This is a genomic window from Planctomycetia bacterium (assembly GCA_015075745.1).
In the GTDB taxonomy this organism is placed as follows: Bacteria; Planctomycetota; Phycisphaerae; order UBA1845; family UTPLA1; genus UTPLA1.
Genome location: JABTTW010000001.1, coordinates 2,006,887 through 2,030,441 on the forward strand (window position 1 = coordinate 2,006,887; position 23,555 = coordinate 2,030,441).

At 55.3% G+C, this 23,555-nt stretch carries 18 protein-coding genes, 1 tRNA gene and 1 pseudogene; 8 read left to right on the plus strand and 12 right to left on the minus strand.

Annotated elements, in window-relative coordinates; all coding sequences use genetic code 11:
• The first annotated feature begins 57 nt into the window (after window positions 1–57).
• Both HS101_07890 and HS101_07895 read left to right on the plus strand, forming a co-directional pair.
• Window positions 58–5,280: a hypothetical protein gene (locus HS101_07890; GenBank protein MBE7506195.1), complete on the plus strand. Its 5,223-nt coding sequence runs from the start codon at window positions 58–60 to the stop codon at window positions 5,278–5,280.
• A 30-nt stretch (window positions 5,281–5,310) separates the two neighbouring features.
• Window positions 5,311–6,183, plus strand: a complete 873-nt coding sequence (locus HS101_07895; GenBank protein MBE7506196.1) for a hypothetical protein — start codon at window positions 5,311–5,313, stop codon at window positions 6,181–6,183.
• Between the two features lie 984 nt (window positions 6,184–7,167).
• Here HS101_07895 and HS101_07900 read toward each other — a convergent pair.
• From HS101_07900 to HS101_07925, 6 genes are all read right to left on the minus strand, one after another.
• Entirely contained in the window at window positions 7,168–8,415 is a 1,248-nt protein-coding gene (locus HS101_07900) for a hypothetical protein (protein MBE7506197.1), read from the minus strand.
• Window positions 8,416–8,843: 428 nt separating this feature from the next.
• Complete coding sequence (locus HS101_07905; GenBank protein MBE7506198.1) at window positions 8,844–10,463, minus strand: hypothetical protein; 1,620 nt, start codon at window positions 10,461–10,463, stop codon at window positions 8,844–8,846.
• On the minus strand, window positions 10,426–10,605 hold the full coding sequence (locus tag HS101_07910) for a hypothetical protein (GenBank protein MBE7506199.1): 180 nt from the start codon (window positions 10,603–10,605) through the stop codon (window positions 10,426–10,428). The genes HS101_07905 and HS101_07910 overlap by 38 nt, the downstream gene beginning before the upstream one ends.
• Window positions 10,606–10,690: 85 nt before the next feature.
• Window positions 10,691–11,128: a hypothetical protein gene (locus HS101_07915; GenBank protein ID MBE7506200.1), complete on the minus strand. Its 438-nt coding sequence runs from the start codon at window positions 11,126–11,128 to the stop codon at window positions 10,691–10,693.
• Between the two features lie 238 nt (window positions 11,129–11,366).
• Window positions 11,367–11,693: a hypothetical protein gene (locus tag HS101_07920; protein ID MBE7506201.1), complete on the minus strand. Its 327-nt coding sequence runs from the start codon at window positions 11,691–11,693 to the stop codon at window positions 11,367–11,369.
• A complete protein-coding gene (locus tag HS101_07925) occupies window positions 11,672–13,402 on the minus strand; it encodes a right-handed parallel beta-helix repeat-containing protein (protein ID MBE7506202.1) in 1,731 nt (576 codons plus the stop codon). Before HS101_07925 ends, HS101_07920 begins: the two co-directional genes overlap by 22 nt.
• 224 nt (window positions 13,403–13,626) lie before the next feature.
• Here HS101_07925 and HS101_07930 point away from each other — a divergent pair, with 224 nt between their 5' ends.
• The 3 genes from HS101_07930 (at window position 13,627) to HS101_07940 (ending at window position 16,506) form a co-directional block, all read left to right on the plus strand.
• Window positions 13,627–14,211 (plus strand): PEP-CTERM sorting domain-containing protein, encoded by a 585-nt coding sequence (locus HS101_07930; protein MBE7506203.1) that lies wholly within the window; start codon window positions 13,627–13,629, stop codon window positions 14,209–14,211.
• Window positions 14,212–14,994: 783 nt separating this feature from the next.
• Window positions 14,995–15,312, plus strand: coding sequence for a helix-turn-helix transcriptional regulator (locus HS101_07935; GenBank protein MBE7506204.1), 318 nt, complete (start codon window positions 14,995–14,997; stop codon window positions 15,310–15,312).
• Between the two features lie 138 nt (window positions 15,313–15,450).
• Window positions 15,451–16,506, plus strand: coding sequence for a prepilin-type N-terminal cleavage/methylation domain-containing protein (locus HS101_07940; GenBank protein ID MBE7506205.1), 1,056 nt, complete (start codon window positions 15,451–15,453; stop codon window positions 16,504–16,506).
• A gap of 521 nt (window positions 16,507–17,027) precedes the next feature.
• On the opposite strand, the gene HS101_07945 is transcribed toward HS101_07940, so the two are convergent.
• The 5 genes and pseudogenes from HS101_07945 to HS101_07965 all read right to left on the minus strand — a co-directional run bounded on the left by HS101_07945 (window position 17,028) and on the right by HS101_07965 (window position 21,100).
• Window positions 17,028–18,104 carry a hypothetical protein gene (locus tag HS101_07945; protein MBE7506206.1) on the minus strand — a complete coding sequence of 359 codons (1,077 nt, stop codon included), beginning with the start codon at window positions 18,102–18,104 and terminating at the stop codon, window positions 17,028–17,030.
• Window positions 18,094–18,543: a hypothetical protein gene (locus HS101_07950; GenBank protein ID MBE7506207.1), complete on the minus strand. Its 450-nt coding sequence runs from the start codon at window positions 18,541–18,543 to the stop codon at window positions 18,094–18,096. Before HS101_07950 ends, HS101_07945 begins: the two co-directional genes overlap by 11 nt.
• Window positions 18,544–18,930: 387 nt before the next feature.
• The gene (locus tag HS101_07955; GenBank protein MBE7506208.1) at window positions 18,931–19,692 is read right to left on the minus strand and encodes an HNH endonuclease; all 762 of its coding nucleotides are present in this window, start codon (window positions 19,690–19,692) and stop codon (window positions 18,931–18,933) included.
• A gap of 115 nt (window positions 19,693–19,807) precedes the next feature.
• Window positions 19,808–19,894, minus strand: a tRNA-Leu gene (locus HS101_07960).
• A 23-nt stretch (window positions 19,895–19,917) separates the two neighbouring features.
• Window positions 19,918–21,100: pseudogene (locus HS101_07965) on the minus strand (site-specific integrase).
• A 442-nt stretch (window positions 21,101–21,542) separates the two neighbouring features.
• Here HS101_07965 and HS101_07970 point away from each other — a divergent pair.
• Both HS101_07970 and HS101_07975 read left to right on the plus strand, forming a co-directional pair.
• Entirely contained in the window at window positions 21,543–21,782 is a 240-nt protein-coding gene (locus tag HS101_07970) for a hypothetical protein (GenBank protein MBE7506209.1), read from the plus strand.
• 8 nt (window positions 21,783–21,790) lie between these two features.
• Window positions 21,791–22,210, plus strand: a complete 420-nt coding sequence (locus HS101_07975; protein ID MBE7506210.1) for a type II toxin-antitoxin system VapC family toxin — start codon at window positions 21,791–21,793, stop codon at window positions 22,208–22,210.
• Window positions 22,211–22,539: 329 nt separating this feature from the next.
• On the opposite strand, the gene HS101_07980 is transcribed toward HS101_07975, so the two are convergent.
• Window positions 22,540–22,848, minus strand: coding sequence for a hypothetical protein (locus tag HS101_07980; GenBank protein ID MBE7506211.1), 309 nt, complete (start codon window positions 22,846–22,848; stop codon window positions 22,540–22,542).
• 265 nt (window positions 22,849–23,113) lie between these two features.
• Between HS101_07980 and HS101_07985 the strand changes: the two genes are divergently transcribed.
• Window positions 23,114–23,296, plus strand: coding sequence for a hypothetical protein (locus HS101_07985; GenBank protein MBE7506212.1), 183 nt, complete (start codon window positions 23,114–23,116; stop codon window positions 23,294–23,296).
• Window positions 23,297–23,555: the final 259 nt, after the last annotated feature.

Below are 23,555 nucleotides of genomic sequence, written 5' to 3' on the forward strand. Positions count from 1 at the left end.
TGGTCGGCCTCCGCCTTCGGCCATCCTCGAATGTCGATCAGCAAGAGGATCATTGCGATGAACAAACTTACCCATGAGAGAATAGCAGCGCGGGTCAACCGGTTCGATCTGCCGCCACAGGTGCTCTGTTGCGCGTGGTTATGGATGGCCGCGTGTCTTCTTACCAGCAACCCGGCACAGGCCACCGATTGCGACAACAACGGCATCCAGGACAACTGCGACACCTTCATCGGCGGAATCGCACAGGACTTCAACGCGGAGACGGGCAGTTCATCGTACGTTCTTAACGGCAGCGCAATCCGGGATTCGGCCACCGGTGCGATTCGGCTGACCAACAACATCAACAACCTGATGGGCTCGGTAGTATTCACTGATCTCGTTTCCATGCAACGGAACTGGACAGCGACGTTCAAGTACAAGGTTGGAGGCGGCAACGGCGCGGACGGATTCAGCATGGCCATGCTTCCCAATTGCTACTACTCGACGATCGCTAATTTCGGCGAGCACGGCTCGGGGAACTATTCGCTCGCCGTCGCGTTCGATACGTTTCAGAACATGGGAGAACCCAATGGTAACTTCCTCGCGGTCTTTTCCGGAACGACCTATGCCAAGTACACCGATGGAAGTAACGCCGTAAACTCGACCATCCCGACGATCGACAACAATGCATGGCACACGGCCCAGGTCATTTACAGATTCGGCCGCGTGACCGTGTTGATCGATGGCACGCCGTACATCACCGCTGCGGAGATGAGATTCGACACCGTTCAAACCGCCAATGCGTTTATTGCCCCGACCGGATATCTCGCCTTCGGAGCACGGACGGGTGGATCCAACAATCAGCACTGGATCGACGATGTGACGCTAACCGTCGAACAGGGGCCGGACTGCAACTGCAACGCCGCGCCCAACAGCGCCGAAGTGATCCCCTATTCCAATGGCTACTCACTGTACTTCGATCCGAGCGTATTCGGCGCGACTCGGCCTTCGGTGAAATTGCTGGACAACCTGTTCAAGAACACCGGCACGACGTTGACCGTCGAAGGTTGGTTTCGCTGCGGGCGCAACAACCAACTCACCCGCGAATACGGCATCATCATCGGCATGAACAACGGCGACATCACGAGCGATGATAATCCCAGCGGCGTTACGCATTACACGCCGGTGATATATGTGGGCGAGGACGGCAGGCTTCGCGCCAAGTGGTGGAATGGTCAGGGTGATCCCATCACCACGCCGCTTCCGGTTGACGATGACCGTTGGCATCATTTCGCGCTGGCCGGCGCGGTCAATACCCAGTCTCTTTATCTGGATGGCGCGCTGGTCGGCACGCTTGGCGGCGTGATCGATCATCTGGATGAGACGCAGAACTTCATCGGACGCGGAAAGTGGCAGGGTTGGCCCGGCAGTGATCAGGTCGGCGGCGCCAAATCGTTCAATGGGAACATCGACGAAGTCAAGCTCTGGAACATCGCCCTGACCCAGGTGCAGGTTCAGCAGAGCATGTTTACTGAGATGGTCGGGAGCGAATCCGGCCTTGTCGGATACTGGCGATTCGAAGATGGGAGCGGCAACACAGCGACGGACAGCGCCCCGGCCAGCGGCGCATCCAACGGCACGCTTTTTTATAGCCCGGTATGGACTGTGGAGATCGGTGGAACGGACTGTAACGAAAACGGCGTCGAAGACATCTGCGATACCGTTTGTCACGGCATGAGCCACCTGTGCACGACCACCTCCGCCCCGAACTGCTCGGGACTTCCCGGCTGTCTGTCGATGAACGTCTTCACGACTTGCCCATCGCCGTCTGGAATCGGACAGGAGGTTCATTTCTGGGCCCAGTTCTCCCCGGCCGCCCCGACGGTCCTTTCCGGCGAAGTCTGGTGGTACGTGAACAACGAGCGCGTCGCTACGACGCCTGTCTATGTGACAAATCAATCGAACCTCAACTACTTCTCCGAGTACGCCACGACGCTGGCGGAGTACACGCCGGGGACGCTATCAATTCGCGGTGTTTATGTCGGTTGTGAAACTGATGTGAACACGAACCCTATCGTGTTCATCGGAAGCACATCCCACACGCTTCAGGTCGATCCCGCGCCGGACACGCCCTGCGAAGCCGCACAGTGGGTCGGCACGACCACCGTCTCGCCTTCGAATACCGCTGTGTTCGGCGAGCCGGTCATCATCCGCACGACATGGCACGCACCGAATCATGATCTGGACGCCCTCTTGGGCCCGGTGAATTATTTCCGAAGTCCGAATCAGTTGGATGTCTTCAGGCAGGCATTGAAATACAACGTCGGCGAGGACTACAGCGCCACGCTCGTCTCCTCGACCCTCCCGCTGGGGACTTACGACCTCGATGTTGACTACATCGGCCCCGAGGGTGAGATCGTCCAGGATCCGTTCACCTTGAACGTCGTCCCGCCTCCCAACCCGGTCAAGCTTACCATGAGCCCGCCGAATCTCATCATGCGGGAGGGCAATCCGCAGACCCTGCGAGTTTGCGTGTCGCGATTGCCGGGCCTGAGCGGGTCGCCCCCCAGTGGTGACATTCGGCTCGAATGTGAGCAGGCCGAGTACGATCAGACCCTTCCTCTCGAAGGCTCGGGCTGCGCGGAATTCGACGTCGGGTCGTTGTCCGCCGGTTCATATGTATTCGATGCGACCTACGCAGGCGATGCCGCTCACATGAGAAGCATGACCGACACGCGCATGACAGTCGTGCCCACTCCGGCGGTGGGTCCGACGCCCTATGGAAACGAAATCGATGTGATCGCGCTGGTCAATCAGCACGAGCTGCTTCCCGCACACGTAAACGCGGTCGCGCCGGGCGTCACTTTCCAAGTCGCCGTGGGAGCACGGAACGTCGTTGCGCCTCCCGAGGCAGTGGAACCGCTCCTGAACTGCCTCTCCGGACCGCGCCAGGGGGATCCAGCGTTCAGCCCGCTCTGCATTCCCAACGATCTGGATCGCGACTGGGACATCGACATGTCGGATGTCGCCGATCTTCAGCGGCGCACCGCCACGCCGACATCAGAGCCAAGCACCATTGCAAACGTCTATCTGAACGGCGGATGGGTCGCTTCGGCGATGGTGGATGCGCTCGATTCCGTATGCAGCTTTGGGTCGTACAATGTCTCCCCCGGAACCTATGTGCTGGATGTCCGCTTCGAGGGCGACGATAACCACGCTCCGTCATCATCCGCGCCATTGTTGATAGAAGTCTCGTCGAATCCTCCGTCGATTGCCGCCACCGATCAGGCCACCGGTATTCACCCGCCGCAAGGCAGCCCTCAGACGGACCTCGCGCTGCAAGCCCAGCCGACGTTCCCGGTCGCAAGCAAGCCCGTGAGCCTGACAGGGTTTGTGCATTCTCCCAAGCGTGAGGCAATGACGCTGGGCATTCCGGACGGCGTGCTTGTCTTCAAGGATGGTACCGGGATGAAGGCGCCGATCCTCGGCAAGGCTCGCCTGAACGGGAACGCCGGATCGATCAGGTTGCCCGCCGGCCTTTCGAGCGGGCCGCACATTGTTCGCCTGGAATACTACGACGCCGGTGAGACGACGCTGCTCAGCAACATTGAGTATTCCGTGACAGTCTTTACCGGCTCCTCGCTGGTCCTGGCAACGGCCGAGACGAATCCGATCGAAGCAACCAGGCCCAACAAGCTCATCGCGGACGTGTACGACGCCGCCACGCTGAGCGGCGCGGGAGTCGGGGGCGCCATTGACTTCTACAAAGGCGATCAGCTCATCGGCTCGGCCCCCATCGCGAACGGCCGCGCCGAGCTTCCGTGGACTGCGCCGAACGACGAGGGCACGTACTCGATCTCTGCGTTGTTCGCGGGCGGAAACCTGGCACCGGGTGCCGCGAGTTTCCCGTTGGCCGTTATTCCGCCATCCAACATTTATCCGCAGAACATGTACATCATGGCCCGCTTGGCGGCGTTGTCGGAGCAGTTTGGCGATGACAACGGGGACATTCCCGTCATGAGACGGCCCAGCTTTACCGGGATCACGCAGAACTGCGCCGACCAGACGTACGTTGCCGGTTGTCAGGACACGGTCACTTGCATGCCTCCGAATTCCGAGTTGTTCGAGTGCAGCCGGGACCTGGCATCGGTGCTGGCCCAAGAATTCGGGCTGGAGCTGGTCTTGGCGAAATATCGTCTCACCCGCTCCCCCCAGAACGTGACCATCGTCGGTCAGCTCAGCCGCGTGCTGAAGAGAATCGCAGGTGAGTCAGGGCCAGACGGGGATCACCCATTTGAGACGACTTTGCAATTCAAATCCTCTTTTTTCGTGGCCAAAGACGACGATGCTCTCGTTATCTCCATTCGCGGCACGGATGGCCCGGAGAATGTACACGTCAATAACCAGTTTGAGCCGGCACTCTGGTATCTGCGGCAGGGCCCGGAATACGTCGTTGCTCATCCGGGCTGGGGGTACATGACCGACCACTTGTATTATGGTGGATTCGGTGGTTTCGTCGGGCTCAAGAGCGTTATTGAGCAAAACCGCATCGGCCCCAAGGGACCGCGACGACTCTACCTCACCGGACATGACATGGGCGGGTCTCTCGCTCGGATGGTCATGCTCAGGCTGGCGATAGACGGTCTGCGCGACGCGCAAGACAGAGTGTATACCTTCGGGGCGTTTTCAACCGACGCGTACAGTTATTGGATTGGGCTCGGCAAATTTGATGCCGAGCTTTTGGCTCCACTGGACCCCGGCTACCAGATCGGCTACCTCGGATGCCAGGACGTGACATGCCTGTACCAGCACTTCGGCTTGAACGGCTACACTTACACGGTCATGGGAGACCGCGACCGGACGCCCAACAACATGGACGTGCGCACCAAGAAAAAGTGGGATGGGGCGATCAAGCTCAATAACGTCCTGGAGGCCATCGAAGACATGGCCGACGACATCACCGATTATTTGGAAGAACACGCACCCTTCTTGAGCGACTGGGGCGCATCCATTGTCTCGTTCTTTGGCGGAGATTCCAGTGATTCCGCTCCGCTGGACTTGGAGATTCCACGTCCGATCGGATACCACTCCACGTTTTTCAACACCGTCTTTCGAATCAATGCCGACCCGAATGTCCCCGACGAAACATTCTCGTGGTGGACCTATGAATCTCGGTTCAAGTATCACCATTCGGCCGAATACGTTCGCTTCTGTCTCGAACAGCTTCGGAACCTGAACCAGGGGTACTACTTCCCGAACAATAACGTACAAGTTCGACAACCGCTGAACCTCCAGCAATAGGTGGCCGGGGCTCAAGCGCGCACGAGAATCATGAATACGCGGAATCAACTGAACGGGAGCCTTGTGATGAAACCAATTCGAACTCTCATCTTGGTCGCAGCGGTCCTCGTAGTGGTCGTCGCTCCAACTCAGGTAATGGCGCAAACGGTGACGCTCAGCCTCGCCTCTCCCGAAAACGGCGCCACGATCGTCGTCGGGCAGACCATCCATTGGTCCATCGAATTCACCGTGTCGCAGGGCGACAACGAGGGACTGGCCTTGCTGACCGCTGACCTGACCCAAGCGTCTACCAATCCCGTGACCATCGACATCCCGCCGGCCACTGCCGTGCCGCCCGAAATGAACAACTTCGCGCGACCGGCGGGAATCACTAACCCCGGCGGCGTAAACCCTGTGGACGGCTACATGGGCGTTCAACGAGGACCTGGAGGAGCCCAAAATCTGATGCAGATCGGCGGTGCACAAAATACGTTCGGGGTTGCACGGCCGTCTGGCGCCGGCATCGCGGAAAACACTACCGTGAGCGGAGGGATTGGACAGTCCGGCAGTGTGTTGCTCACGAGCGGATCATTCACCGCCCCTGCCGCTTGTGGCGCCTATTCGTTCTCCCTAGCCAACGCGATGGCAAACGTGTTGACCTCCGTCCAATCACCGCCCGCGCAGTCGCTAGTCGCTGAAGCGACAGTGGCCATTGGCACCGGCTCCTTCACCGTCAACATTATCCCAGTCGCCGATCTCAACGCCGACTGCGCCGTCGATCCTGTAGACGCCGAGTTAATGGTCGGTGTTCTGATCGGCACCGTCTCCGATCCGCTGACAGTGTCCGGAGCCGACTTGAACCACGATGGTCAGTTGAATGGCCTGGACGTTCAATCGTTTGTCAACGCCGCTCTGGCGCCTTAGCGCTTCGATGAAGTCGTCACCGACGTGCAAAACGATCTATCATGAGATGTGACGTTACTGTTGGACTTACAACTTTCACGGTTTCACGATCTACTCGTAGGATGCCTTTGCGAAGCAAAGCCAGATGTTCGCTCGAATCGAGCGAATGAACAACGAAGTTTCGGACGACATCTTGATTATGTTGATCCGATGAAGACCGTTAAGGGAAACTGAATGCACACGGACGCCAGTAAAGGTTCTCTGGGCCGCGAATCTGCGTTTTCGACCCCGCCAAGTGGGAATCACCGGGCGCATTGCAACAATTAAATGACAGCAGGAGCTGTTGGCGCGCGAGAACAAAGTTCGCCATGTGGACGAAGAGGGCAGTGGCAGGCTCGGGGCCTCTAGGAAATTTACTGTAACGACAAGTCAGGCTGGCATGACTAGATGACGCATGATTTCTAGCTCTCCTGTTGAATCAGAAACGAATACCAGCGCAGTATCTGCTTGAATTAAAATGGGTTGAGGGTATCAACGCCATCTGTACGTCGGTGTTTGGTGCAGACCCATTTGGAATGGCGGAACAGTAATCTTCTTGGGCCTACGATAAGGAAGTCGCTGAAGCATTGAGTATTTCCAGTAAAATCGCCACTCTTGTCTATCTGCATGTTTTCTTGACAACTTCTCACCGTTTTCGCAGGTCATTATTCGGCTTCGCACTGGGATCCCATGGGGAGCACCCAATTGAAAGCGCCTGCAAGGCGGCTTCTGTTTCCTCGATTGGACACTTGCTGATTTCCAGTAGCCCGACCCCGGCGTCTATGCTTTCCAATAGCAAGCGAATTCTCGGTACTAACGACGGCCCCTGGGTCGGATCGCGTAGCGCCCGTGCATAATACAGTCTTGCGCGTTCAATTACCTCGGCACGGGTTGATTTGTCGTTCATAGGCGGTATCAGTCATTCGTCGTTACCTGCCTTTCAGCATACATATCTGGAGCTCTTAATCAATCGTTTTCTTGCTTGGTCGAGGACTTGGCGCTGAGAAGCACTTCGTAGAATCTCAACATCCGTTGGCGTCCAAGAGGAGATTTGTGCGTAACCACCGAGAAGAGCGATGCGAGGCCCAAGCTGGTCAAGAATCGAGCGATTAGCGACGCCGGGTGTATTGCGCCCTGTATCAATTCAGACGACATTGCAGCGGCGGTAGAAACCACCGCGCTCAATTGCACTCCCTGCAGCGCAGCCCGCATGTGTTTATTGACTGTTTGGTCCTTAATCTCTCGCCGCAGTTGATCAGCCCTGATGTATATTTCATCTAAGTTGTCGCGAAAGGCCTCGTTCGCATCTTTGCCCGCTTCGATTGCCACCTCGGTCTTAACCAGGACTCGCCCCAACGCACTCCTGTACTCCTCAAATTCGTCAGATTGCATGCGGATCGCTACAAACTCGAGATCGGAAACATCGTCGATGGCCGGAAGGTAGAGAGTTTTTAGTAAGCGTGCTCCGGACTCCACCTTCTCACTGGGCCGAACAGATTCCCGCACGAGGTTTACTATTGCAGCATAGACAACGCTGCCCGCGCGATCGATATACGCTAGGTTGCCATTGATGTTGCTAGCATTGATGATATCCATGAATGCACATCTTACGGCGCTTCCAATGGACTGGCGTCTCTCTTTGGCGGATACCGATGGCGAGACGACATATTTCATTGCTTCCGCGTATTCCGGCTGAAGGAGAAGCTCAGTAAGTTCCTCAGTTAATAAGTCATCCTGCATATCGCCGGTCACGGTGAATAAGGGCGCGTATCCCACGACAGAAAACACATGATGCCGCAATAGAACGTGATTATTACGGCACCATTCCAATAGCGATGCGGGATAGCTGTTCGCTTCTTGCCTGTTGCGAGCACAACGGTAATCGACCCCGACGTCGCCCATTGGAATTACGACTTCTCGATGTCCAAGGGCGACTTGCTTCACGGCACGGGTAGTTTGGGGGACTGTCGGATCGTGTGCCGCAATTATTGGGTTGGTAAGCATGTCTAGCATCACTGTGTCGGCTGGAAATGCTTGGGTATTGGCGTTGCGCAAATAATAGTCGATGGCATCCACTAAATCGTCAAGCTGTGACGAAGCGAGTTTTGCAATCGCGCTACGAGACACCGTCTCAATATTTGTTCCAAGGAAATTCTCGAAGACGTCTAGCAGTGACGGACGGTCCACATTCTCATCGTTCTTGAACTTGCCCATTTGATCATTCTATCAGCGGCCTCGAAAAAGTAATGCGAGCGCTCGTCAAGGCAACGTGGTGATTCCTGCGAGCGCAAAATGCGATTGCCGTTGCGCTGTCTTTTCCGGCGACTGCCCATCAATGCGTTGCTATGAGGGTGGCGTAGAGACCAAGCGACAGCGGCCGGTCAACTAAAAAACAAAGCCCGCGGTGAGCGGGCTTCGGGTCCCAAACTCTCGGGCCGGAGAGTTAGAGAAAGGAGGCTCTCAATGGGACCTACGAGTAGTGTAGCAATCTCCGCTGACTGAATCCAGCCCATGGAGCAGTTCCATACTATTAAGTTTCAGCGTGAGAATGCACGAGCTGCCATATCAACAAAAGCAGGCGGGCCCGTCCAGTTGCTGGACGAGCCCGCTTTGTTCAAGAATTCACAAAGTGCAATGTCCGATCAGGGTTTCTGAGCGGGCAATCCTAGCTCCTGTAACTTAGCTACCATCGCCGTAAACTGCTCGTCCATTCCGGCTTCGCAATCCAAGCCCCAGCATTGGGCGATTGCCCAGTCGTAGAATGCCTCCCAGGCCTCTTCTTCCGACCACTCGGATTCCGACATCATGGACTCGCCGCCACCGCCTCCCATGAGGCTCTCTTCTTCGCATTCATCGGGAATGCCGTTGGTGTCGGTGTCCTCGCTGATTTCGGCCTCGATGTCACAGCCGTCGGGAATACCGTTGGAATTGCAGTCACCGCAGGCCGGATCGCTTTCGCAATCGGCGATGTCGCATTCGTCGGGAATTCCGTTGGTATTGCAGTCCAGGCTCCCGAACGGTGGGGCAAGGGCGAGATTGCACTCGTCGGGATAGCCATCCTCGTTGCAGTCCGGGCTAACCCATTCGTCTCCGTCCGGATCGGTGATGTCAACGTCGCAATCATCCGGAACACCGTTGGTGTTGCAGTCATCCTCGCACTCGTCGGGGATGCCGTTGGTGTTACAGTCAGCACTCGTCGTCTCTGAGATATCCCACGCATCCGGAATTCCATTGGTGTTGCAGTCCGGTTCACATTCGTCCGGCACGCCGTTGGTATTCACGTCGTCGCTGGTTTCTTCGGAAATGTCCCATGAGTCGGGGATTCCGTTCCTATTGCAATCATCTTCGCACCCGTCGGGAATTCCGTTGTCATTCACGTCCGTCGCGCAGTCGGACTCGCAGTACCACGGCCCGCCTTCCGCCGTCGAGTTCTCGTCGATTTCGCACTCATCGGGAATACCGTTAGCGTTGCAGTCTAAGCTGTTTCCGAGGAACAGATCATTTTCGTCCGAGATTCCGTTGTCGTTGCAATCGATCGGTTCGTATCTCGGCGTCGCGCAGGTTCCTCCGGTAAGCAGGAGAGTCACGAAGGCGGGCAAGTCTTCAAGCGTGATTGCCGCGTCTTCCACGATGTCAGCAGCGCACATCGAAATAAGGCAAGAGCTGGGAGACATGAGCAGGTTGACGAATCCCTGAATGTCCTTTCCATCGATGTCGGTATCGCCGTTCACGTCCCCCTTGCAGCACGGCACGGCAGGAATCAATGCGAGGTCGCACAGGAAGGGGGTAATGGGTGTCGATTCAGAAGGGCATGTGCCATTGAATTGCACCCGAACCTGCACAAACCGTCCGACAATGCTGACAAGCGAAACGCCGCTGTCGGCCACTTCGGCGTATGGGATGGCGGCAAGATCGGTCTCGCGGTCGGCCGCCCTTACGAAGACTCGCAGTTCATCTTCTCGCGGTCCGCAGACTTCATGGTTCCAGGCGATTCTCGCCCATTCCTGGCCGAAGATGCCGCCGTCATAGACATCCGTCCATACCGCCGTGCCGGTAATCAAGTGAGTCTGCGTACTGGTCATGCCACCCAGAATGTCGATCGGTTCACCTGGATAAGCCGATCCGTTGTTTGCTTCGTCGTCGTTTAAGGGGATTACAAGGTCCGTGTCACCCAAACCGCTATCTGCATCTGGATCGATACGGCGAATCGAGCCATCGTGCTGCTTACGGCACAACACCCAGACCTTGCCGACAGAATCCACGGAAGGGCGCGACGGGGTGGCACTCGCCCTCAAACCCCGGACTCATATCAATGGCATTGACGTAACTGCCGCCGTTGGTCAATCGCGAGACGTTGTCAGACCCCTTGTTGGCGGTCCATACCTGATCATCCACGGTTCGCACGGTCACACTTCCCATCGCCGTGTTGCCGGACCCAAGGCCATACTCCGTTGTCGTGCCGCTTGGAGGACGACCTTGAAGACCTTGTTCACGCCATTGCTGCCGACCCACGGACTCCCTGAGTGTCCATGGCGATGCCGGAAGTTCGGTTGCCCGGACCGGAGATTTCGGTGATTGAAGTGACACTGGTGGAATCCACTTTGATCAACTCGCCGTCATCGGACGTGAGCCAAAGAAAACCGGCGCAGTCGATGGGTCCATCGAACGCTCCGCGATTATAAGGATTCTCATAGAACTCCGTGTTGCTTCCCGTAAGGGGTTGGGCTGAGAATCCGTCGAGCTTCTGGTGCCAGTTCGTGGAATCCAGGCCACCCACCCATACGTCATTGTTTCGATCCACGAGTGCTACTTTGCTTTCAAGGGTCTTGAGGCGTGTATATCTCAGGATGCACTCGTCCTCGGCATTCTCGACGCCGTCTTTGCCATCTCCGGCACCTGGATCGTCCTTGCCGTTGTAGTTCCCCAATCAAGAATATCAGTCAAACCGCTCGACGTACGAATGAGTCCATCGCCGTCCCTGTCTTCACACGTACAGTAATCGAATGGAGGCTGGAGATATCCGCCGTTGGAATCGGATACGCCACTGGCGTTGACACGCGTACCGCCGATTACCATTCCGATCTTCGTGACGGAACCGCCCTCGCTACCCGTAAACGGCGATCCGCTATCTCCATAATTCGTGATCCAAACCGAACCATCCAGATCTACGGTGAGTCCGAGAGGATTTCTTGATACTGGGGAAGGCTGCCGTTATCCGTCGATTTATGGTACACCGGCCCGGTGCGATACTCCCCCTTAATGGCGTCTTGTTCGTTTCCGGTCGATGGCGTTTCGTCGCTTCGGATCAGTAAGACAGTACCGCGTCCGGAACCAGGAACCCAAATGTACGGAAGACATGATGTTTCGTTTGGCGGGTTCTTTTGCAGACCTGTTTCCACGCCCGTCGTACCGAACATGCTGGAGTTGATGAAAATGCCTTCTTCAAAATCCTCGTCGGTCGTCCAGCGGCTTAAGGCGGGGCGATCTCGCATACGTCGGCGGATTCGTTTTCGTCGCAATCGTCGAGCGATTGCCCCGAGTCGTCGATGCAGTCGTGATTACAGTCCTCGAATTCGCAGTCGTCGGGGACGCCGTTCGTATTGCAATCGAAGCTCGTTCCGGAAGCGATGTCGCAATCATCGGGTACGCCGTTGCTGTTGCAGTCCGCGCCGCTGCCGATGGGAGTTACGTCGCAAATGTCCAAGATTCCGTTGTTGTTGCAATCCTTCGATGGGTCGGCGGCGATTTCCACGTCATCTGCCGTGCTGTTGGAATCGCAGTCGGTGGGGCCGCTGAGCGTAAAGGCCGATTCGTGCGCTCCCCGGTCAACCGTCGTGTCCATGATTCGCATACGGCCGTCAATGTCGGTCGAGACGCCGCTTACGTCGCTGTTGTTTCCGGAGTTCACACAACCTGAGCCTGCGGAGCCCAACCTGAGGTTGCCGACAGATGGATTAATGAACACCGGGTCGGTGTCAATGTTGAAGTTCGGCGAGCCGCTGCCGTATGGGATTGATCCGCCGGGAGCATCGTCCTGGATACATGAATACTTCACGTCAGGGCTGTTGCTGTTATCGTTGAACTGCGTCGCGCTGGACGCAGTTCCGTCTTTGTCGTGGTTGGACCACAGGACGATGTTGCGCAAGGTCATGGTGCCGTTCTGCATCCAGATTCCGCCAGCCTGCCATGCGGCGGTGTTTTCGCTTAAGGTGCAGCTACGGAGGGTAAGCGTGCCGAACGAGTTGCTATTGCTGAAGTTGTTGATTGCGCCGCCGTTCTGAGCCGACTCGTTTCCAATGAAGACGCAGTTGGTCAGCGTGGCGAGGCCTCCCTCATTGGAGATCGCTCCGCCGCCCTTGTAGGAATCGATTCCTTCGCCTGGGGCGGCATAGGCGATGTTATCAATGAACCTGCACTCACGAATCTGGACGCCGGGAGAACTTGTATAGTTGAGATTCTCGATTGCTCCTCCGCGCCAGTAAGCGACGTTGCCTTCGAATCGACATCGCTGAATTGTCGGAGCGAATGTTGACACCGAAGGCAGCCAGATGGCCCCGCCTTGTCTGGCGCGGTTGTTCTCGAAGACGCAGTCAATGACCTGTGCGGCGCTGTTTCCCTGAAAATGAATTGCGCCGCCGAACGAATCCGAACTGAAGTTTCTCGGGCCATTGCCGATGAATCGGCAGTTGACGATGGTCGGACCGCTTCCGCTAATGATAACCATGCCAGCTCCGGAGGTTCCAACGCCACCCGTAATAGTGAAGCCGTCTAGGATGATAAGGTCATCGCTCGTCTCATCCCGGATGACGTTTTCGCAATCGTCGGTAGTATCCGGAATGTCGCCGGTCAAAACCGACTTGTAGGTCAGAAAGTCGCGCTGGGCTTTCGCAGTCTCGCCTCCGCCCAGGCGACTTATCCCCTGAAAACCACCGTAGAGCGATAGTTCTGGAATCGATGAGATAAGGGTAAAAGAACTCGTCGGCGATGTTCCAGGCAAGTACGTTCCATCAGCGACCCATATTTCATCGCCGTTTGCTGCGGCGGCGAGGCACGACTGAAGATTATTGAACGCCAGTCCCCACGTGGAACCGTCTCCACCCGAGGAATCTTGGTCAACACGCAATATTTCCGCGTTTGCCGCAGCCGAGAAGAAGGCCAACAACACGACACTGATTCCCAACCTGTAATGCATTCTGGACATTTATTCTTCCTTTCTTCGTTCCCAAACTTGATTTTGATTGACCATGCACAATAGACTTAAGGGTTATTGGAGCAGCGTGAGGCACCATGTTTTGTTGGGGATGCGTTATTCCATACTTGCTCTTGCCCGGATTGCTCAGCACACAGGCTGATGCAAACTCCTTTTCAATTGACAATTGGGTTCTTGACATTCGTGTTGATGATTCCATCGATCGTGTCCGGAGCGTGCTTTTTGGGCCAAGTCCATCGCCGTTTCAGTCATCGCATCAAGTCGTCCGCAGTCCATCGCAGGCGACAAGTTATTACGATTTTTCCTGGACTCCCGATACCGCCTCCTTTCTGGTCGCCGCGTCGCACGTTGCTTTCGACGGAAACGGCGGAACACGTTCTGCCTCGACCGGCAACATCTACCTCACGCCATCCGTCGATCTGCTTCTGACCGCCACCGGCACCTACGCCTACGACCTGCCGGGGTGGGATATGGATGTTCGTTATGCATTTGTGGCCTATGACGGAAGTTTTGGATCAAGGTTCAGTCAGAGCCTTGGTGACTTCACGTTCAAAGGACCCACGAGCGGCAATTTCACGATTTCCAAGAGCGGCATCCTCCCGGCAGGTGAAGTCAGCATTCTCAATTACACGATCTATGTTGACGGATTTGATTCCACCGGCCTCCTCGCCACCGGCTCCGGCGACATTCTGTTCACGCTTCAACCAGTACCCGAACCCTCAACCATAGTTCTGGTTATTGCGACGACTCTTCTTAGCCGTCGCCGTTCCCGAATTCGCATCCGATGCAACAATTCCTAATGCTGGCCAACTAGCCCGCCTTAGCCTCGGGCAGTGGCGCTAGTTGCTTTCAACAATGATCTGTTACCGCATCGCAGGCGCTATCGCATCTCGTACTCAAGTCAACCTGTGATGGTTCATTCTTATTCTCGGGAAAGACATTTCACTTGAGGCATTGCCTGCGCGCGGAATCCGTGACCGGCATGACGTACTCCTATCCAAGGGCGTCATTACCGACAGACCGTCTTCGGCGTGGGCAAGGAGTCGTGCTGAGAGGGATTGGGGACAGCGAGCGTTGGCACTGCCGAACCGCATCTTAATAATCAGAATGAATCAATAGCGACTGGGGGCCCTCAAATGACTCGTCCATTGCCCGCGCGGACGAATGCTCCGATCCAAGTGTAGCCCATAACCAGGAGGCGGCAAGTTAATAATAAGAAAACTGAAGTACGCGCGTGAACTCGGTTGATCGAAGCGCTCATTGCGAATCGCGCACACGATCTGAGCGAATTGGTTGGGAATTAGCCATCGCAAAAGCTGGTGAGAAACGCCTCTGTGCATTGGTCCAACTCGCGTATAATTGACGAGCCGGTCTCGCGTTGCGAGTTCGGCGACAATTTGAATTGACGCGTTGTGCGTCAAGACGCTGCTTTCAGAAAAACCGCCAAATTTCCTTGTAGAGAAGCAGTGCCTTGAGCCGCGCCCCGAGACGGGGCGTCGGCCGGGGTACGTTCTCTACGCCCCTTGGCGGGGGTTTCTGGAGCGGCCTTGGTTCGACGCCCTCTTTGTTTCAGGGTGTGGCCGATGGCTCGAAAACGCCGAAAACCCCTTCAGAATGCGGCTTTGCTGCCGCGCACGCCCAAGCTCGACGACGACATCTGGGCACTCGTCGTCGAAGCACTTGGCCTTTCACCGCAACAGGCTCGCATCGTGGCGCTCATCCTTCAAGGTCATTGCGACAAACAAATCGCGTGCGAACTCGGCAAGAGTGTCGCCACCGTGCGAACGCACCTGGGCCGCATCTTCGAGCGAAACGATCTCGGCGATCGCGGCGAGCTCATCCTGCAAGTCTTCGCCGTCGCGCAGTCGTTCTGGATGTCGCGCTACTGTCATCATCCATGATGACATCACGCACGATGTAAACAGAATTGCCGTATTTTTTCTGCGGTTGGACTTGCGTACTCTTGACGGTGCGAGCGGCGAAGCTATCGGAGCAGCCGCGCACGCCCGGAACATTCCTCGCCCAAGGGAGAATCTCGCATGTCCACCAAGAGTCGCTCGGCGTTCACGCTTATCGAACTGCTCACCGTCATGGCCATCATCACGCTGCTCATCGGCATCCTGACGCCAGCGCTTGGCGCTGCCCGTGACCGGGCACGTCAGACCGGGGTCAAGGCTCAGATCAACGCCATGACCGTCGGCCTGGAGGCCTTCCACGCCGATCAGGGTTTCTATCCGCCGTCGAACGCCGGTCAGTACACCACCGACCCGTACAACACGGCCGGGACGCGCGCCGCACAGTTGGCCGATTGGGGGTTGGCCAATGGAGCGAACGTGCTTCAGGGCGCGAACCTGCTCGTCGATGCACTGGTCGGCCGTGACATGCTGGGGTACGATCCGAATCCCAGCGTCGCAGGTACAACTTACGACCGCTGGAATTCCAACAATGATCGCAGACGCCAATACTACAGCCCCGGCGACGGCGTCAGCACTTCCTCGATCAACAGTCCGCCGAGCGACTTCGGCGGGACCATCCCCAACACCCTCGGCGATCCGCAGCCGACCATCACCGGCAACAATCCGCAGCCGGGCAGTGTGCCGCTCCTGTGCCGAGTCTTTGTCGATCAGTTCGGCTGGCCGCTTCTCTACTACCGCGCCAAGCCTAGTGCCAATGCGAATACACCGATCATTTCGCAGTCAGACACGATGCCTCCGCCCGTCGATCTGAATCTGGTCGGCAACGGCGTTTATGACGGCCTGGATAACGAAGTGTTTACCAGTTACGACCAATTGAGCCCGTACACTCAGCGGCACCGCATCGCCGATGCTACATTTCCATTGGTGACGGCGGATTACGCCGGGCTGGGTGCAATCAACAACAAGATACCGGGGTCAGGCGGGCCCGGGTTCGCCGAGTTCATCCGCTCCCTTCGGGCGTCGACCTACACCTATCCGGCGGCCCCGGCTCCGCAAGTGATCCAGACACCCAGACCTGTCCGAATGGATAGCTTCATCCTGCTCTCGGCGGGCAAGGACGGCTACTACGGCAACCTGGACGATGTCGCCAACTTCTCGGTACTTTCGATGGATCGGTAGCGCCAGTATCAGGAATGGCCATTGGGGCGATGCTGATTCTCTATTCGGTTACCGGCTCATTCTTGAAGTGAGCGCTTCAACTTCTCGAATTCATGAAGACTGCATTACTGCTTGACGGCGATTGTCATCGTGTTAAGACGAAGACCTGTAATCTTCACTTCGACGCGAGCGTGGCCGACTCAAGCTCAATATTCATCATCGATCAAGATCAGTTGTTGAGAGATAGCGGGCTGATCGTATCTCAGCCAACGCGTCGTCTCGCAATTGCAGTTACTGACGAATGGAGCGAGACGCGAATTGGGGAATATCTCTGTTCTACATATGGTGCCACAGCGGAACGCACGCACATGAATCAACTGATTGCCTCGCGTACAGGCCTCGATACTGTTTCACTTGACAGCGGTTTTCTACTTAGATTCCTGAGCGACCCGAACATTGTTCATGCATCGTCGATTAGCGACATTCCTAAGAGAATGCGTCCGATCGAAATCGGTACAACCCCATCGCATTGATCCATGCTGTCAGTCACAGGTCGCCTGATAGGCTTGCAACAGGTTGTCTAGCGCCATTCGGCATTGGTGCTCGTCTACGATTGTTCTATATAGGGCTTGCCTGTTGATTTCACTCATGAGTGGCGGTGGAATAGCATCCTCCGCCGATGTTTTTTGGCCAATTCTTGCCTGCATCAGCGTCAAGTCTGAATCGAAGATTTTTCGGGCATGATGCCCGATGTGAGGATCATCTAAAACTCCCGCGAGCCGATTCAGGCGGCTGATTCGGTTAATGGTAAATGGGTGATCCATGGGGCCGTCGCCGGACAAGAATTCAAATTCTGAGAAGAGTTTGAGTGCAGTCCACACGAAAACAATGAATGCCGGTCTTGCCTCCGGAACTATTGCGTCGTAAGCAAATTGGTCGGCCTCAAATTCCTGCGCCTTTTGAGAGTTCATTGACTCGCTGCATGCCAGAAACGGGAGAGTTTGTTCGTGAAGAGCTGAGTCGCTCTTGTAGTGATTGAGTGCAAGGTGGCCAAGCTCATGAAAGAGAACGAATTGGAGCATTCCGCCGTGCCCCAATGTGGCATCCCGTTGAATATCTGGGTTCAGCTTGTCAACAATCCTGGGAAGTTGTCCGCCGTTTCGTAGGAAATGAATCGGCAGTAACACGGCGCGCACGGCATTTTCCTTGTAAACCCGCTCCGTCATGATGCCCAATTCAGTCAACTTCGGCAGTTGATGACGGAGGGCAGAAATTAGGTAAGAGGCTTCTAGCCTAAATGCCATTGCTTCAAGGAGGCCCTTGAAGATGATAATAGTCTGAGTCTGGGGATCGGCAATCGCATTGCAAATAGGCTCGCGGAAAACCTGTATCTGCGTCTGCTGAAGCATCTCAAAGTATCTTGGTCGTATCATGAATCGAAACGTTTCGATTGTCTGACGGATTGTGCCTGCTACATCCTCGTCCGGAGACAACGGAGAATCACACGCAAGGATGGCATTCACCGTCCGTTCGGTCAGCCCCCGGATGATTCCTGGCGAGTGTGTTGCACAGGTCTCGACCAACGAGCGCAATTGCTTCGCGTTCAATTCAGCTGTCATTCAAGAACTTGTCGATCAAGGGCATCAAGGTATCGCGCTCAATCGAATATGGGTCAAATTCGATTCGCCGACTTGCTTTGGTGACCACAATCTTGACCTTTCCGGCCTTGGAGAATGGAATCTGCGGATGACCACGCTTGCCGGTCGTTTTCCCCCCGACCAATTGCTCGCGCCCCTGAACGACTAGTTCCCAAAGGTAACTCGCCAATAAATTAGCCAAGGTCGCTGCCGGTATGGTTGATACTTGAAGTACGCCTATCCACTCAACGAATCCCTCCCAAAATCCTCTGTGCAGGACTGGTTCTCCCCACTTCACCTCCAATTGCGGCACATCGGGATTAGCAAGCGTATGCTGTTTGAGTTGATCCTCCAACGTCTCGGTTGCGGAATGCTCAATACTTGGCAGACGGTAGAGGCGTACTGAAATGATTATCGACATCTAGACTCACCCGTTTAAGCAAGACCACCTTGCCTCTAAGAAGATAGAACGCTTAAGACCTCGCCTATTGGCCTCGTCGGGAAAGTCTACCACAGCTTTGATCCGCATGACGCGACATATTCGATCAGGAGGGCATAAGCGACTTGGTTTCGCGATAGAGGCATTGTGGGTAATGACCCGAAAACGGCAAGATCTAAGGTCACAGGAACGCATACATATTGGGAGGGGATTCAATCTTACCCGAATCCGCAACCTTTGACGAAGTCTCAGTTTATCGCTCAACGTCAAGAGCGACAAAAACTTCGCGCGTTTCGCCGATGTATTACCTCGCCACGGTTTTTCAACGTCCTTTGGCGCGTTTTGAGGTCAGTTTGATGGCAGGCATGTTCAAGGACTAACGGCAGTCGTACCTTGCGGAATTTCCAATTTGATGATGCTGGGATCGGAAGCCCGAACAATTCTGATTAATGAAACTGGCCATGCTGACGAACCGAGTTTGCCTCCATCAAGACACTGAACCTCTCGCGCTCCGAATACCCAAAAGCCTGCCTGCTCAAGCTGCTGCAATAGGGCATTCAGTCTGAAAACGGCTCGTACACGATCTCCGGCTTCAAGATCTGACGATAGGTCAGCCCAATCTTGCAACTCTTGAAGGAAACCACTGAAGAGTTCGACCTCCTCTGGGGATTCTGGATCGTCGTGATCGAACGAACCAGCACAAGCATTTTCAACGATGGCGATTACGTCTCGGCCTGTCCTCAGACGGAGTAGGTGTTGAGGGACGTTTTCCTGAATCCGTCGAACCCGAACTTGTGGTTCATCGTCAAGGTGAGCCGAAACCCATTCTTCATGCTTAGATCGTAACGATTGAAGCTTCTGGACTGAAAACTTTTGATGTTGGTCGTCGACCATCTTGTGATGGACACGACACAAGAGAATTAGGTTGGATGGATCATCCAATTTCTCAGCGGGGTACTCGGGGTCATAACGCGGACCTTGGGGGCGACCGGAAACAATGTGGCACTCGTCGCCTACAATTGACTCATCGTCTCTCGAACTTGCCGCAATGAGTAGTTCGTGACGGCAAAAGGCGCACCGATTACCTGATCTTCCCCAAAGAATCTTTCGCGTCTTATCCGCAATCGGCATGGCGATGGATCCTTTCTTAGGTAATCGCGCGGTCAGTCATTAGGCCCTCAGCCATATGAGGACACAATTCTAGTGTAATCTCGCACATCGGCCAGAACTAGGTTGATGCTGATCTTGGTGCGGGCGGTCGGAATCGAACCGACAATTCCTTACGGAAACGGGTTTTTGAGACCCGCGCGTCTACCAGTTCCGCCACGCCCGCCCAGGTCGCTCAACCAACAGGAATCAGGTCGGATCGTCAAGTTCTTTCGTATCCGGCTTCGGTTTCCCCTTTTTGGGGCGGCGAACGTTGATAGCCGCTGCGTCTATGGTCGTCCTGATGTGGGCGGCGTAGTACTTTTGGATCATCTCGACGCTGGTGCGGCAGTTCTTGGCGATCTGGTAAATGTCCGCGCCCTCCATAAGCCGGAGGCAGATATACGTGTGGCGTAAGCTGTAGGCCGTGCGGCGGTTGCCGTCGCGGTCGGTTTTCAGGTCAAGCTCGTCGAGGATGTTGTTGAAGAGAATCCGGTGATTACCCGGAAACAGCCGATCTTTCGGCTTCGGATTGTTTCTTTTTTGCAATCGCTCGAACGGCACTACAGCCCCAGATGTGCTTTTGCAGAATCCGAAGCCGCGCTTCCCTCTGACTTCGATTTCGAGAATCGTCTCGCCGGTAGCCTCGTCGTCAACGATGGACACATCGCGGTATTCCAGACGAGCGGCCTCATCAGGACGCAAACCGGTGTTGGCCATGAATAGGACATAGTCGTGTAGTTGCTCGCATGACCAACGCCAGCGATTATTGAGCGGTCGCTTCGACCTCTTTCGGGTCGCCTCGTAGAGTTGGCGGTACTCGTCGGGCGAAAACCATGCCCGGTGTGTAATCTTGCCGGAAGTCTTGTAGGGCGGCGATAGGTCAGGAACGAATTGTATCCAGCCGTGCCGCTGAGCCGTCTTGAGAATCTGCCGCAAGGCCACGATTTCCTGATGAAGTGTGCTGCGCGCCCGGTGGCTTTCCGGTCTTGGATGTCTCGGCGCGATGAATACGGTACTCCTGGACCTTGCCGGGCGTGACTTCGGAAAGGACCATCGGGCCGAAGTACGGCAAAAGGTGAACGCGAATCCTTTCTTTTTGACCCTCGATATACTTCGGGCTACGTTGACCCTGCGTGATAATCTCATATTCACGCTGGAACGCCTCGGCCGCGAAACGAAATGTCTTGCCTCCCTTGATGTCGCCGGATCGGTGTTTGCCCTTGAGACCGAGATACCAGTCCTCGGCGAACTCCTTCGCAAGCGAGAGACTCTCCTCTTTGGTGCTGACGCGCCAGTTCTTGCCAGCAAGATAGGTCGAGCATTGCCAGTAGCGGCTGTTTTCTCGCCTGTAGACGTGGAGTCTTCCTCCATACAACTCGTGCTTTTCCATGCGATAGATTTATTGTCAGACGTGGCTGCCAAAACTGTGAATTGTGTAAGTGTTGTGAAAGGGTATATCACGCCAGAACTGATGTCAATGAATTCATTAACCAACTGATAATCATGAATATTTTCTGGTATGACCAAATACAGATATCCAATTTTGAGTCTTCTTGCATCTGCGGTAAGCATTTGAATTACATATGAAATTCTGAATCAATTTTGTGTATGTGTAAGAACACGTGTAAGAATTGTACGTCGAGGCGCACCGAATCTCTATCCTTTCTGATTCGATTCTGGGTGCCAATCATTTCGCACCTTGGCTCACAAAAAACCTGTCGTCAAGGGGGCTTGTCTGGGCACAAATCTGACTATTGCCCGGAAACAATTTACTTGCGCTCATCTTCACGATATGGCATACTGAAATCAGTTGACCTCACTTGATTAGAGATATGGCAGATATTCGCGTACGTAACCTCGACGAAAAAGTCATTGGCGAGTTCAAGGACCGCGCTAAGCGGCATGGACGGAGCCTGGAGGCTGAGCTGCGTGAATTGCTTACCAGTGAGGCTCTCCGCCCCCGCCGCGAGCTCATTGGGGACCTGAAGGAATTCCGTCGAGCCCTTCGGGCCGAGTATGGCGAATTACCAGACTCGACGCCGATCATTCGCGAAGAACGCGACAGGCACTAATGCTCGTCGTGGACGCCAGCGTAGCGGTGAAATGGCTGTGGCCGGAGCCTGGAGAGGCAGAAGCGGCCAAACTGCTCGACGGCGGAATACGGCTAGTGGCTCCGGCGAACATACGGACGGAGGTTGCGGGAGCAGTCCTTAGGCGCTTCCGCGAGAAGATGCTGACCGAGAATCGGGCACGATCAGCCCTAAGCTATTGGGATCGTGTTCTAAAAAACGAAGTCGTTCGCCTTGTCCCCGTCGAAGACCTATACGATCTGGCCGTAGCCGTCTCATTCCTGTCTCGACATGCCTTAGCTGATTGCCTCTATGTTGCGGCCGGAAGTGACCTGAAAATCCCGTTGATTACCGCTGACGAGTTGCTACATCGCCGTTGCAAGGAGGTCTATGGCAAAATCCAACTGCTTGCGACGCAGATGGCACATTGAAAGTTAGCCATTTCGATAGTGCGATTGTATGAGTCTAGCAGAACTCTTTTGCAAATCTGTCTGGGGTCAGAAGACTTTGGGGGAGCCAGCAACTCCCCAGCATTCAGGCTTTTCTCTGTTCAAACACAGTTTCAGTCATTTCATTTCCGTCTTGGCAGACTCAAGAGGTTTTTCGTTGTAATTCAATGGGCCAGTCATCGCCGTCTACGAATCCCATTACTGGTGGAATTCGCCCGTCCATCAGGAAGAGGTCATGCAATAGGAAAGCAGCGTCAGCCCGAATGATGTACCGCCCCAGGCTTACTTGGGTATCCTGCAATAGTTCCACGCTAGACGCCGGTACAAGGCGCTCCAAACGTCTGGCGATATTCCTCCATTGCCGCGTGGACGGGTTCAAGAGTGCGGCTGGACTCTGGAAACCCGGCGATCAACTCATCACATTCGATTTGGACATCGTCAGATTCGAGAGAAAACAACTCTGATTTTCCAAACGGAGGTTTGAATACCGTAGGTAATTCCCGAGCGGGTCGGTTGCCGAAAAGCAACCTCGCCACGTCAATCATCATGCGCAGGATGTCATCACGATGCTTGACACAATAGCCAGACCACTCCTCTTCCGTTTGCTCTTGCTCATCCATTGATAATGAATCTTACAGCCCGGCCAAGGAATCAGGCAAGGTGAACTTTCCCCGGGAAATTCCTAACAGAGCACTGTTAGGGGAGAAGTCTGGGACCGCTCAATCGCAAATGATCTAATTTTCTACGCTAACGAATGAACGAGTTTCACGGGGAAACTTGGAATCAAAGAGGGACAAAACCCCATTCTGAAACAGTCTCGCAGTCAAGCAGGTATTGCTCGATCGGATGCTCTAAGATTGGTCGAACTACTTGTGCCTCGGCGCGGTGACGCAGTCCTCTCGGGCGCTGGACTACCACGCCCGCGAACGGCTGCGCAGGTGGCACTGTCGCAAGCATGGAGTTGATTCAAGGGGACCGCTCCTGTTCCCCGACCAGCATCTCCACGATGAATTGGGGCTGGTCAAGCTGTGCTTGCGAACCAAGGGCTTCTCGTGGGCGAAAGCGTGATTCCTAATCCGAGTTCCGGATGCGGGAAAACCGCCCGTCCGGCTCGATGAGCGGAGTGTGGAAACGGAACGGCTAACTCGCCGTCTCCGCGCCACACCTCTACTCTGCTTGCTGAAGTCAATCAACTAGGCAAATCATTCCTACATGGCAGCTCAACGACTTCACTCGAGACACGATTGTCTCGATCGTGTCCAAATAACCATTTGTCTGCGAATCTCCTTTGACAGTTTTTCTTGCGCCTAGTTGCCACAACTGGTAC

Coding starts and splice junctions, on each gene's coding strand:
- HS101_07955 (MBE7506208.1), bottom strand. CDS start 19,692: ATGCCGATTGCGGATAAGACGCGAAAGATTCTTTGGGGAAGATCAGGT.
- HS101_07940 (MBE7506205.1), top strand. CDS start 15,451: ATGTCCACCAAGAGTCGCTCGGCGTTCACGCTTATCGAACTGCTCACC.
- HS101_07890 (MBE7506195.1), top strand. CDS start 58: ATGAACAAACTTACCCATGAGAGAATAGCAGCGCGGGTCAACCGGTTC.
- HS101_07950 (MBE7506207.1), bottom strand. CDS start 18,543: ATGTCGATAATCATTTCAGTACGCCTCTACCGTCTGCCAAGTATTGAG.
- HS101_07920 (MBE7506201.1), bottom strand. CDS start 11,693: ATGCGAGATCGCCCCGCCTTAAGCCGCTGGACGACCGACGAGGATTTT.
- HS101_07945 (MBE7506206.1), bottom strand. CDS start 18,104: ATGACAGCTGAATTGAACGCGAAGCAATTGCGCTCGTTGGTCGAGACC.
- HS101_07935 (MBE7506204.1), top strand. CDS start 14,995: ATGGCTCGAAAACGCCGAAAACCCCTTCAGAATGCGGCTTTGCTGCCG.
- HS101_07895 (MBE7506196.1), top strand. CDS start 5,311: ATGAATACGCGGAATCAACTGAACGGGAGCCTTGTGATGAAACCAATT.
- HS101_07970 (MBE7506209.1), top strand. CDS start 21,543: ATGGCAGATATTCGCGTACGTAACCTCGACGAAAAAGTCATTGGCGAG.
- HS101_07900 (MBE7506197.1), bottom strand. CDS start 8,415: ATGGGCAAGTTCAAGAACGATGAGAATGTGGACCGTCCGTCACTGCTA.
- HS101_07925 (MBE7506202.1), bottom strand. CDS start 13,402: ATGTCCAGAATGCATTACAGGTTGGGAATCAGTGTCGTGTTGTTGGCC.
- HS101_07980 (MBE7506211.1), bottom strand. CDS start 22,848: ATGGATGAGCAAGAGCAAACGGAAGAGGAGTGGTCTGGCTATTGTGTC.